The sequence below is a fragment of the Natronomonas sp. CBA1123 genome (assembly GCF_009741925.1).
Lineage (GTDB): Archaea > Halobacteriota > Halobacteria > Halobacteriales > Haloarculaceae > Natronomonas.
Map to the genome: position 1 here is coordinate 25,976 of NZ_WPCC01000030.1, position 11,829 is coordinate 37,804.

An 11,829-nucleotide genomic window follows, 5' to 3' on the forward strand; every position below is an offset into this window, starting at 1 on the left:
AGCCCGCGAGCGGTCGCTATCGGGCGGGAGAAACCACGGAACGGGGCGGCCTTAACGGCCGACCCAGCGCAACACGAGCAGCGTTGACTCGAAGAGACCAATCATCGTCCCGGCGACCATGATGGGCGCCATCCCGGTCGGGTCCGGGCTGAACAGGAAGGCGATGCCGAGGAACGCCCCCCAGAAGTACAGGCGCTTCTCGGCGAGCCACGCCCGCGTCGTCAGCCCCATCATGATGGCCAGCATCACGAACAGCGGAATCTGGAACACCGCCGCGAACAGCCCCATCATGAGGACGATGAGGCCGAACGTGTCCGAGAGGCCGAACGCGACGACGGCGGCGCTCCGGGAGTACGTCAGGAAGTACGTGAAGATGGCCGGGAGGATGAGGAAGTACGCGAACAGCACGCCGATGCCCGCGAGGACGAGACTGGCGGGGACCGAAGCGAGGTAGTAGCGGCGCTCGTGTTCGTAGAGACCGGGGCGCATGAACAGGTACGTCTGGTAGACGAACACGGGAAGTGCGATGATGAACCCGCCCAGCGTAGCGACTTTCAGCCGCGCGAGGATGAGCGCGAGTGGGTGGTACACGCGGGGACGAGCGACGTCGCCGCCCGGCAGCACGGAGTACCACAGGAAGTTGATGATGTAATCGCCGAAGGGGAACACGACGCCGGAGACGATTGCCATGACGACGAGGACGATGCCGAGGCGGTACACCATCTCCTCGATGTGGTCCGCAAGGGGCATCTCCTCGTCGCTCTCGGGGCCCTCACCGACGAAGCCGTCGTCGACCTCGTAGGACCCGTCGGCCGTCTCACCCATGTACGTCGAACGGTACCGGCCGTTTGTAAGCCTTCTCGTCGGCGCCGGCAGACCGAACGGAAAAGGTTGATAACTGCGAAAGCCGACCTTCCCGTCGTGTCTAGTGCCGCCGATGACGACGTCAAGCGGACGGTCGCGGAGGGGCGTGCACAGCTCGGTGCCCTGCTGTCGACCGCACAGACCCATCTGCAGAAGGTGTTCATCGTCTTCGTCATCGGCCTCATCGGAACCATCTACGTCCTGCGAGCGTTCGTCTGGAGCATCCTGAAGGCCGACCTCAACACGAATCCCGACATCGTCGTCGTCGCCATCACCCCCTTCGAGGTCATCCTCCTGCAGGTGAAAATCGGCCTCGTCGTCGGGATTCTGCTGTCGGTGCCGATGCTCATCTACTACTCCCGCGATTCGCTGAAGCAGCGAGGCCGGTGGCCCGACTCGATTCCGTGGTGGAAATCCGCCGGCTTCATTTCGGTCAGCCTCGCGCTGTTCGCCGGCGGCGTCGCCTACGCCTACAACCTCTTCTTCCCGCTCATGTTCGGCTTCCTCGCGTCGAACGCCGTCGGCGCGGGCTTTCAGCCGACCTACTCGATTTCGATGTGGGCGCAGTTCATCTTCCTGCTGTCGCTGTCGTTCGGCCTCGCCGCCCAACTGCCCCTGGTGATGAGCACGCTGTCGTACACCGAAATCGTCCCCTACGAGACGTTCCGGGACAAGTGGCGCCACGCCGTCGTCGCCATCTTCATCTTCGGCGCGCTGTTCTCCCCGCCGGACCCCTTCACGCAAATCATGTGGGCGGTCCCCCTCGTGACGCTGTATGGGGTGTCGCTGTATCTGGCGAAAATCGTCGTCACGGCGAAGCGCTCCACCGAGTCGACCGACTTCCGGTCGGTCGCCCGCGCACACTGGAACGTCCTCGCTGGGCTGTTCCTCGTCGGCGGCGCCCTCATCTATGCCTTCTACACCTACGGCGGCGTCGGGAGCGTCAACGGCCTGCTGGACTCCCTCGGGTCCAGTTATCGGTTCATCCCCGCAGGGGAGGCGTACGGCCTCGCCGAAACGACGTACGTCGCACTCGTCAGCGTCCTCTACGGCGCCCTCGCCGCCGTCGTCGGCTTCGGCTACTTCGTCTACGAGGGCCTCGACGAGAGCGCCAGCCAGTATGCGGTTCCGGGCGGGTCGCCCGCCGACCCCGCCGACATCGACCTCTCGGAGTTGGACGAGGGCGGCATCCGTGCGGCGCCCGCGGCCGCCTTCGCCCGCCTCGAAGAGGACGAGGCCGTCGCCTTGGCCGGGCAGGCGATGGAGGAAGACGACCCCGAGCGCGCACGGGCCATCCTCGACCGCTACGACGACATCAACCCGCCGGAGAGCGACGTGTCCCCGAACGACTTCGAGGACGGCGGCGACGGGAGCGCCGCGGCCACCGACGCCCAAACGGACGAAGAAGAGGAAGGAGGCATCCTCGCCCGCCGCGGCGCCGGAATGTTGAGCGCCTTCAGCGAGGACGACATCGACGAGGACGACATCGGCGGCTACGCCTACGACGCCGCCTTCGTTCTCAACAGCGTCACCGCGAAATCGTTCCGGCTGGTCGGCCTGTTCATGGTCGTGTTGGCCGGGACGTTCTTCGTGCTGTATCAGGGCGGCATCGGCCGACTCAACGACCAGTTCGTCAGCCGGATGCCCTCGGAGTACGCCGCCGAACAGGTGTCTATCGTCACGCTCCATCCCGTCGAGGCGCTCATCTTCCAAATCAAGGTGGCGACCATCTTCGGGGCTGCCGCCGTGCTGCCGCTGTTGCTGTACTACGCCTGGCCCTCGCTGAAGGAGCGCGGACTGGCCCGCGGTGACCGCCGCGTCCTGCTCGCGTGGGGCGGCAGCCTCATCGTCGGCATGGCGGTCGGGAGCATCGTCGGCTTCGTCTACGTCGCGCCGACGGTCATCTCCTGGCTCGCCGCGGACGTCCTCGACGCCGGCATGATAATCGCCTACCGCATCAACAACTACGGCTGGCTCATCTTCTTCCTCACCGTCGGCATCGGCATCCTCGCGATGATTCCCGTCTCGATGGTGCTGTTCTACCGCGGGAACATCGTCGCCTATCGGACGATGCGAACCCGTTGGCGGGAGGTCACCATCGCTGTCCTCGCCGCCGGAGCGCTGCTGTCCCCTCGCGGCGTGTTCACGATGTTCCTCCTCGGTATCCCCATCGTCTTCGCCTACGGCGTCGGGTTGGCCATCCTGTGGCTGCTCACGCTGGGCGGTCGCCGCGAGCGACAGCGCGTCGAACCGGCCGACTGAAGCGGTCGCCGGTGCCTTCGGCGACCGAACCGCGTTGAGAACGGCTTAAGTATTCTCACAGTCATCCCCGAGTATGCCCAAGATAAGCGTCGAGATTCCAGGGGAACTGCTCGACGACCTCGACGACCACGTCGGCGACGACGGCAAGTACGTCAACCGAAGCGACGCCATCCGGGCGCCATCCGGAAGAACCTCGACATCCTCGACGAAATCGACGCCCGCCACGACCGACTGGAGGACGATGAGTAACGCCGTCGAACCGCGGCGAGCGCTCCCGGCGGGCGCCGTCGCACTGGCGGCGATGTTCGTCACCGCGCTCGTCACTGCACAGGTGACCGCCTCGAAACTCCTGTTGTTCGAATCCCCCATCGGACTGCCGGTGACGGGGACCAGTCTCGTGTTGCCCGGCGCCGCGCTGGCGTACGCACTCACCTTCCTCGCGACCGACTGCTACACCGAGTTGTACGGCAAACGCGCCGGTCAGGTGCTCGTCAACGTCGGCTTCCTGATGAACTTCCTGTTGCTCGCGCTCGTCTACAGCACCATCGCCGCACCCGCGGTTCCCGGCCAGCCAATCGACCCCGCGAACTTCGCGGCGGTGCTCGGACAGAGCGGTCCCCTCGTCATCGCCAGCCTCGCGGCGTACCTCGTCAGTCAGAACTACGACGTCGTCGTCTTTCACAAACTCAAGGAACTCACCGACGGCGAGATGCTGTGGCTCCGCAACATCGCCTCGACGGGGACGAGTCAGGCCATCGATACGGTCATTTTCGTCGGGTTGGGTTTCTACGTCCTCCCACAACTCGGCTTCGGGGCGACCTACGAGGTCGGCTTCGTCCTCTCGCTCATCGTCGGCCAGTACGTCCTGAAGCTCCTCATCGCACTCGTCGATACGCCGTTCGTCTACCTCATCACCGGGGCGATTCGCCGCTCCGATGACGGCGTCGCACCGGTCTAATCCGCAGGAACGCTTTTCACGTCGCGTGCGAACGTACCGGTTATGTTGCCCCTCCAATTCGGCATCCCCGGCGGCCCGGAACTGCTCATCATCTTCCTGATACTGTTCCTTTTCGCAGTGCCAGTGTTGCTCGTCGTCCTGTTTCTCGTGAGCAGAAGCGGCGGCAGCGACCGCGTCGAGGAACTCGAAGCCAGAGTCGAAGAACTCGAAAACGAACTCGAAGAGGAGCGCTCGCGTTAGTCGACCCGTTCGGCGAAGCCGAAGCGTGGCTTCACGTCGGTCACCCGCACCTCGACGGTCTCGCCCGCCTCGGTCCCAGAGACGAACAGCGTGTACCCTTCGACCTTCGCGATGCCGTCGCCCTCGCTGCCGACGTCCTCGATGTCGACTTCGAGTTGGTCACCCTCCCGAACCGGCGCGGTGAGTCGGCCTTTCGCGACCATGAACAGCTCCGAGGAGGAGTCCCGGGAGGCCTTCGGGTGAATCGTACGGACGTACTCGAACTCCTCGTCGATGTCGGCCCGCAGGTCGTCGGTGTCCGGTCCCTCGAACACTTTCGCGACGAAGTCCCCGCCCGGAGCCAGCAGTTCGAGGCTGGTCTCGAAGGCCATCCGGGCGAGATACACCGACCGCGCGTGGTCCAGCGAGTACTCGCCGGTCATGTTCGGCGCCATGTCCGAAACCACGGTGTCGGCCTCGCCGACCGTATCGATAACCTTCTCGCGAGTGTCGCCTTCGGTCATGTCGCCGCGGACAGTCTCGACGCCGTCGATTGGCTTGATGCGCTGGAGGTCGACGCCGACGACGGTGCCCGACTCGCCGGCCAACTCCGAGGCGACCTGCAGCCACCCACCCGGCGCCGCCCCGAGGTCGACGACGGTGTCGCCTTCGCTGATGAGCCCCGCCTCCTCGTTCAGTTGCTTGAGTTTGTACGCCGCCCGGGAGCGATACCCTTCCTGTTTCGCCCGGTTGTAGTAGTCGTCCTTGCGAGTCATGTGTACCCCACCGGATTCCGTGTCGGAACGGCCGGCGAATTCGCGTTCATATCGGGACTGACGCCGCCGAATCGGAAATGGGCATCGGATAGCGCTGGTCGACGGCGAGCGTCGTCCCTGACGGCCCGTTTCGTCCCCATTTATTTTAGAATACGACCCGAAGCACCCGTATGGTTGACGCTCACGCCGAGCTCGATTTTCTGATTCGCTCGGAAAACCGGGTGACTGTTCTCAGTCTGTTGGCGAGGCGTCGCTACTCCGAACGCGAACTCGTCGAGACGACGGAGATGTCCAAGACGACCGTCAATCGAATACTCGAAGATTTCACCGAGCGGGGCTGGATCGAAGAGGCCGACGAGGCGTACACGACCACTCGGTTCGGAGACGTACTCGCGGACGATTACGAACGGTTCCGGGAGTCGATGGACCTCGCCAGCCGTCTCGGGCCGTATCGACATCTCCTTCCGATGGAGGAGATGGGCTTCGACCTCCGCCTGCTCACCGACGCGAAGGTCACCGACCCCGACCGTCTCGACACCCTCCAGAGCGTCGACCGCTGGACCGAGCTCATCCGCCAAGCCGACCGCGTTCGGTTCCTCGCGAACACGGCCAACGAGCCGATTATCCGAACCACCCGAAACGCTATCGTCGAGGACGACACGGCCCACGAATCCGTCTTTACGCCAGCGCTGTACGACTACATCCGAAAGCGCCCCAGTCTGTGTGAGATGTTTCGGGAGATGTTACGCGAGGGGGCGAGTTTCTATCGAGCGGCCGATGGGACGGACATGCCGTGGTTTATCGCCCTGTACGACGACCTCGTCGGCGTCGGCGGGTTCGACGAGTCCGGGACTGTTCAGACCGGCTTCGAATCCGACGCCGAACCGGTCTTCGAGTGGGCCGAAGGGACCTTCGAGTCCCACCGGGTAGATGCGACACCCCTCACCGTCGAGGACTTCCCGGTCGAGTAGACATCGTGTCGCTCCGCGACAGCCCCTGCAATATCGCAGGGGTTGTTTCAGCTCATGGTTTGTATCATTTCACCGATAATAACTAAGTGCGTCTCTCCACCTTATTCGACCGGGGTACACGGGTGGTAAGATGAACGTCAGCAGCGACACAGGAGAGACCAACAGTCACACACGGGAAACGCTTCGACGGCTTTGGGAGCGGCTGTTCGGGGGTGGTGTGCAATGAGCCAAAGCGCACTGGCCGACCGGAAGACGGCGTACCACGACGCCTACATCGAGGCGTGGAACGACCACGACCCCGATGGTGTGGTCGAACAGTTCGCGGACGGGGGAACGTACGTCGACCCGCTCTTCGAGGAGCCAATCGGGGGCGAGGAAATCGCCGAGTTCGTCAGACTCACTGCCGAGCGGTTCCCGGATTTCCGGTTCGAACAACGTCACGTGTTGGACGTACCCGAAGAGAGTATCCGAATCGAGGAGTGGACGATGCACGGGACACACGAGGGGATGCGCGAGGGACTGCCACCGACCGGGAACACCATCGCACTCGACGGGACGAGCGTCGTCGAAATCGGTGCCGGCGGCATCCGAGAAATCAGAGGGTACTACGACCAGAAGGAGTTGGCCGAGCAACTCGGATTGACCTTCCCCGCGGTTGTCGGTCAACTGCCCACGATGGTCGTCGGGGCCGCAAAGGAGGTGTTGTGAGAAGCATGTCGAGTCCGGAAGTCACCGACGCATCGCTTCTTTTCACGTTGGGGATTGCCTCCGAGTGTGGCGAGTTCATCGTGGAGCATCTATGACTGTCGCTACGATTCCGGAGTACGACCACAGCAACGTCGCGATGGTCGGCGAGCACGCCGTCGTCGTCGGCGGAAGTATGGCTGGACTGGTCGCCGCGCGTGTGCTCGCGGACGCGTTCGAGCGAGTGACCGTAATCGAGCGGGACGCCTTTCCCGACGAACCGAGACCCCGCCGTGGCGTTCCGCAGGGAAACCACGTCCACGCGCTGCTCGAAGCCGGACGGGACACCCTCGAAGACCTGTTTCCGGGGTACAGCGACGACCTCGTCTCGGCGGGGGCGATGGACATCGACCTCTCGACCGATTTCAACTTCTACGACGAAGGAGATTTCGTCGCAAGCGGTTCACACCACGTGTCGATGTACTGTGCGACCCGGCCCCTCATCGAATACGTGACATGGCGCCGACTCGCGGCAATCGATGGCGTGGCGCTCCGTGACGAGTGCCACCTGACGGAGTATCTCATGGACGACACCGGGACGACCGTCGTTGGCGTGACGGTCCGAGACGAGACAGGGACCACCGAAGAGGTCGAGGCCGACCTCGTCGTCGATTGTACGGGTCGGACGTCGTCGACACCCGAGTGGCTCGCCGACCACGGCTACCGACGACCCCCGAGAGACGAGGTGGAAATCGACCTCGTGTACAGTACGATACTCGTCGAACGGCCACCGACGGACATGCGAGCGTTCCACGTGATGCCGTGTCCGCCACGAGCTCGGAGCACGGTCACGCTCCCAATCGAGGACGACCGCTGGGTCGTGACGCTGTCGGGGCTCCACGGCGACCATCCACCCGCTGACCTCGACGGGATGTTGGAGTTCGCCAAGAGCCTCCCGGTCGACGCAGTCGCCCGGATTATCGAGGACCACGAAATCGTCTCCGACGGCGTCGAACAGTACCCGTTCCCGGCGAATTTGCGACGACGATACTGGGAGTTAGAGCGGTTTCCCGATGGACTCGTCGTCCTCGGAGACACTATCGCGAGTTTCAATCCCATCTACGGACAGGGGATGTCGGTGGCCGCTCTGGAGGGGCTCCAGCTCCATCACGCGCTTGCTGCAGGCGGACGGGATGACCTCGCCGTGCGCTTTTTCAACCGTGTCGAGAGCGTCGTCGACAACGCGTGGAACGTCTCCGTTGGCTCGGATTTCCGCTTCGAGGAGACCACCGGACCGAAGCCACCGGGAACCGACATCCTCAACCGATACTTGTCCCGAATGACGCGGAAGGCCCACGACGACGGGACGCTGGCCGACGCTTACAGCCGTGTCGTCACCATGGAGGAACCCCCGACCTCGTTGCTCCGTCCATCCATCGTGTGGCGTGTGGTCAAACCGTCGCTCACCACCTAGCAGGTGGAACTGCCGGCGAGAGTGGTCGAGGCCACCACGACTCGCGGGTGCTGAGCAAAGCGACGAACGGTTCGAGACCACACTGGTTCGGCAATTCCTGCCAGTTTTTAACCCCGGCGTGAGAGTGGGCTGACAAGGAATGGTCGTAGGAGACATCGCAACCGGAACGGAGGTACTGGTCATCGGCGGCGGCCCGGGCGGCTACGTCGCCGCTATTCGCGCCGGGCAACTCGGGTTGGACGTGACGCTCGTCGAGAAGGACGCCTACGGCGGCACCTGTCTCAACACGGGCTGTATCCCATCGAAGGCGCTCGTCCACGCGACCGATGTCGCCCACGAGGCACGTGGCGCCGAACACATGGGCGTCTACGCCGACCCCGCCGTCGACCTTCAGGGGATGGTCGACTGGAAGGACGGCGTCGTCGACCAACTCACGAGCGGCGTCGAAAAACTGTGCAAGGCGAACGGCGTCAACCTCGTCCCCGGACGGGCGGAGTTCGAAGACGAAAACACCGTCCGCGTCGCCCACGGCGGCGAAGGGCAGGGCAGCGAGTCCATCGAGTTCGAACACGCTATCCTCGCCACCGGGAGCCGCCCCATCCAGTTGCCGGGCTTCGAGTTCGACGACGACCGGGTTCTCGATTCCAGCGGCCTGCTATCGCTGAATGAGCTCCCCGATTCCCTGCTCGTCGTCGGTGGCGGTTACATCGGCATGGAACTGTCGACGGTGCTGGCGAAGCTCGGTACCGACGTGACCGTCGTCGAGATGCTCGACGACATCCTGCCGGGCTACGAGGACGACGTTACGCGGGTCGTCCGCGAGCGCGCCGAGGAACTCGGTATCGAGTTCAACTTCGGCGAAGTCGCCCAGGAGTGGGATGACACCGGGTCCGAAGCGTTCGTCACGACCGAAGACGAGGACGGCGAGACCCACGAGTATACCGCCGAGAAGGTGCTCGTCGCCGTCGGCCGCCAGCCCGTCACCGACACCGTCAACCTCGACGCCATCGGCCTCGAAACCGCCGAAGAGGGCACTATCGAGACCGACGACCAAGCCCGCACGAGCGTCGAGAACGTCTTCGCCGTCGGCGACGTGGCCGGCGACCCGATGTTGGCCCACAAGGCGTACAAAGAGGGCCACGTCGCAAGCGAGGTCATCGCCGGCGAACCCGCGGCCCTGGACTATCAGGCCGTCCCGGCGGCCGTCTTCACCGACCCCGAAATCGGTACCGTCGGGATGACCGAAGCCGACGCCGCCGACGCCGGCTTCGACCCCGTCGTCGGCGAGATGCCGCTTCGGGCCTCCGGGCGCGCACTCACCCTCGACGAAAGCGAGGGCTTCGTCCGCATCGTCGCCGACGCCGAAACCGAGTTCGTCCTCGGTGCCCAAATCGTCGCTCCGGAGGCCTCGGAACTCATCGCCGAGGTCGGCCTCGCCATCGAGATGGGCGCCCAACTCGAAGACGTCGCCGCGACCATCCACACCCACCCGACGCTGTCGGAAGCCGTCGCCGAGGCCGCCGCCAACGCCCGCGGCGAAGCGACACACACGCTGAATCGGTAGTATCAGTCGTTGCTCACGACTCACTGCGTTCGCCGTTCGTCTTCCGAGAGCCTTCACACCGGCGCTCTCATCCGCCGCTCGCGGGTCGCTTCGCTCCCCGCTCGCCATCCGAGGCTTCTCGCTGACGCTCTCATCCGCCACTCACGGCTCACTGCGTTCGCCGTTCGTACATCGAGGTTCCTCCTTCCAGTCGGAACCTCGCCCCCGACGCGCTTTTAGCCCCAACCCTGCTACGGGAGTCCATGAAAGCCCTCACGCTCGGCCCCGAAGGGACGTACTCACATCGCGCGACGCAGGCGGTCGCCGACGACATCGACTTCGTGGAATCGGTGACCGGCATCGTCGAGGGCGTCGCCAGCGGGGAGTACGAACGCGGCGTTATCCCCATCGAGAACAGCATCGAGGGGTCGGTCACCGAGTCGTTGGACGCACTCGCCGACCGCAACGTCGCCGTCGTCCGCGAAATCGTCACGCCCATCCAACACGCCCTGCTGGCACAGGCCGGCGAGTTCGACATCGTCGCGAGCCACCCCCAGGCGCTGGCGCAGTGTCGGGAGTACCTCAACGAGGAGTACCCGAGCGCGAAAACCGAGGCCGTCGCTTCGACCGCTCGGGGTGTCGAACGAGCCCGAGAGGACGCCTCCGTCGCCGCCATCGGCCACCCCGCCACCGCCGGTGACGACCTGCAGGTGTTGGCCCGCGACATCCAGGACAGCACTTCCAACGCCACCCGGTTCGTCGTCCTTGCACCCGAAACGGAGCGCAACGACGCCGGCGGCAAGAGCTCCGTCATCGTCTACCCGAACACGAACCACCCGGGACTGCTCCTCGAGATGCTCGAACCGTTCGCCGACCGCGATATCAACCTCTCGCGTGTCGAGTCCCGTCCCAGCGGCGAACGCCTCGGCGACTACATGTTCCACTTCGACTTCGCCGCCGGCCTCTACGAGGAGCGCGCACAGGAGGCCATCGAGGAACTGCGTGACATCGCAAGCGAGGGCTGGGTTCGCGTCCTTGGCTCCTACGACACCGAGCACGTGTTATAAGTGCAGTTCCCGACCCGGCGTTCGGTTCGCGGGAGAGGTCGGCTATTTTTCCGGACGTAGAAGAGAACAGGATTTCAGCGGATTATTGCTCACGTTTACTTGCTCGTTGTCCGTATGTGTAGTATGTCGGACATTCCGAGAGACTTCGACCCAGAGTCACCCGAAGAACGCGAGATTGCTGGCAAGGCGGCAACTGACCGGTCCGATTTTCTCGCACTCATGGGCCACGCCTACCGTGGTGAGATGGGCCGGACTACGTCGTGGCGCACACGAATCGACAGGACGACCAATTGGGCGGTCGTATTGACAGCGACGTTACTCACATGGGCGTTTTCGTCGGAATCACGGCCCCACTACATCCTCCTCATCGGAATCGTCATGCTAACGGTGTTCTTGGGAATCGAGGCCCGTCGCTATCGCGTGTACGACATCTGGCGCTCTCGGATTCGGATGCTGGAAGAGAACGTGTTCGCGAACGCGCTCGACCCGGAAGGCGTAGAGCTATCGAACTGGCGCGAACTTCTCAGCGACGATTTCCGAGCGCCGGCGGTGAAGACACCGGTAATCGAGGCCGTTTCGCGCCGCCTCCGACGGGTGTATTTCGCACTCATCTCGGTTCTGGTCGCCGCCTGGGTCGTCCGGCTGACCGTCTTCGCAACGACGCCGACCGGACTTATCGAGACCGCTACCGTTGGGATTGTGCCGGGTGAAGTCGTTCTCGGCAGTATTGCAGTGTACTACGTCTGTGGGATAGTACTGACGCTCTGGCCGAATAGACGGAAAGCGAAGGGTGAGTTGCAGTCTCGGCCTGCGAACGAAGAGTGGAAATGACGCTCGTTGGCTGACTGGCGAATCGTTCAACAGCTAAACCGACTCTACGTCATCAACCAAAAAAACGAGCATCCGCGAGCGAAGCGAGCGGTTCACCGTGCGCCGAAGGCGCACGGGACCGAGGGCCGACCGGAGGGAGGCCCGATGTGTCTTTTTCATGAACGTTTTTGCCGGGTCGGC

11 protein-coding genes and 1 pseudogene are annotated in these 11,829 nt (G+C 64.0%); 10 read left to right on the forward strand and 2 right to left on the reverse strand.

Going from position 1 to position 11,829, the window contains the following annotated elements:
• Positions 1–51 precede the first annotated feature (51 nt).
• Positions 52–825, reverse strand: a complete 774-nt coding sequence (locus GJ631_RS12940) for a twin-arginine translocase subunit TatC (protein WP_156709560.1) — start codon at positions 823–825, stop codon at positions 52–54.
• 96 nt (positions 826–921) lie between these two features.
• Here GJ631_RS12940 and GJ631_RS12945 point away from each other — a divergent pair, with 96 nt between their 5' ends.
• From GJ631_RS12945 to GJ631_RS12960, 4 genes and pseudogenes are all read left to right on the forward strand, one after another.
• Entirely contained in the window at positions 922–3,126 is a 2,205-nt protein-coding gene (locus GJ631_RS12945) for a twin-arginine translocase subunit TatC (protein ID WP_370518669.1), read from the forward strand.
• 73 nt (positions 3,127–3,199) lie between these two features.
• Positions 3,200–3,375 (forward strand): annotated as a pseudogene (locus tag GJ631_RS12950) (CopG family transcriptional regulator).
• Positions 3,368–4,084 (forward strand): queuosine precursor transporter, encoded by a 717-nt coding sequence (locus GJ631_RS12955; protein WP_156709562.1) that lies wholly within the window; start codon positions 3,368–3,370, stop codon positions 4,082–4,084. The pseudogene GJ631_RS12950 and the gene GJ631_RS12955 overlap by 8 nt, the downstream one beginning before the upstream one ends.
• A gap of 42 nt (positions 4,085–4,126) precedes the next feature.
• Positions 4,127–4,324, forward strand: coding sequence for a hypothetical protein (locus GJ631_RS12960; protein WP_156709563.1), 198 nt, complete (start codon positions 4,127–4,129; stop codon positions 4,322–4,324).
• Here GJ631_RS12960 and GJ631_RS12965 read toward each other — a convergent pair.
• Positions 4,321–5,079 carry an RlmE family RNA methyltransferase gene (locus GJ631_RS12965; RefSeq protein ID WP_156709564.1) on the reverse strand — a complete coding sequence of 253 codons (759 nt, stop codon included), beginning with the start codon at positions 5,077–5,079 and terminating at the stop codon, positions 4,321–4,323. The genes GJ631_RS12960 and GJ631_RS12965 overlap by 4 nt on opposite strands.
• A 170-nt stretch (positions 5,080–5,249) precedes the next feature.
• Between GJ631_RS12965 and GJ631_RS12970 the strand changes: the two genes are divergently transcribed.
• The 6 genes from GJ631_RS12970 (at position 5,250) to GJ631_RS12995 (ending at position 11,649) form a co-directional block, all read left to right on the forward strand.
• The gene (locus GJ631_RS12970; protein WP_156709565.1) at positions 5,250–6,050 is read left to right on the forward strand and encodes a winged helix-turn-helix domain-containing protein; all 801 of its coding nucleotides are present in this window, start codon (positions 5,250–5,252) and stop codon (positions 6,048–6,050) included.
• 222 nt (positions 6,051–6,272) lie between these two features.
• Positions 6,273–6,758, forward strand: coding sequence for an ester cyclase (locus GJ631_RS12975; RefSeq protein ID WP_156709566.1), 486 nt, complete (start codon positions 6,273–6,275; stop codon positions 6,756–6,758).
• A 91-nt stretch (positions 6,759–6,849) separates the two neighbouring features.
• Positions 6,850–8,208: an NAD(P)/FAD-dependent oxidoreductase gene (locus GJ631_RS12980; protein WP_156709567.1), complete on the forward strand. Its 1,359-nt coding sequence runs from the start codon at positions 6,850–6,852 to the stop codon at positions 8,206–8,208.
• Between the two features lie 139 nt (positions 8,209–8,347).
• Entirely contained in the window at positions 8,348–9,772 is a 1,425-nt protein-coding gene (lpdA, locus tag GJ631_RS12985) for a dihydrolipoyl dehydrogenase (protein ID WP_156709568.1), read from the forward strand.
• Between the two features lie 242 nt (positions 9,773–10,014).
• Positions 10,015–10,818 carry a prephenate dehydratase gene (gene pheA / locus GJ631_RS12990; RefSeq protein WP_156709569.1) on the forward strand — a complete coding sequence of 268 codons (804 nt, stop codon included), beginning with the start codon at positions 10,015–10,017 and terminating at the stop codon, positions 10,816–10,818.
• Between the two features lie 123 nt (positions 10,819–10,941).
• Positions 10,942–11,649, forward strand: coding sequence for a DUF2270 domain-containing protein (locus GJ631_RS12995; RefSeq protein WP_156709570.1), 708 nt, complete (start codon positions 10,942–10,944; stop codon positions 11,647–11,649).
• Positions 11,650–11,829: the final 180 nt, after the last annotated feature.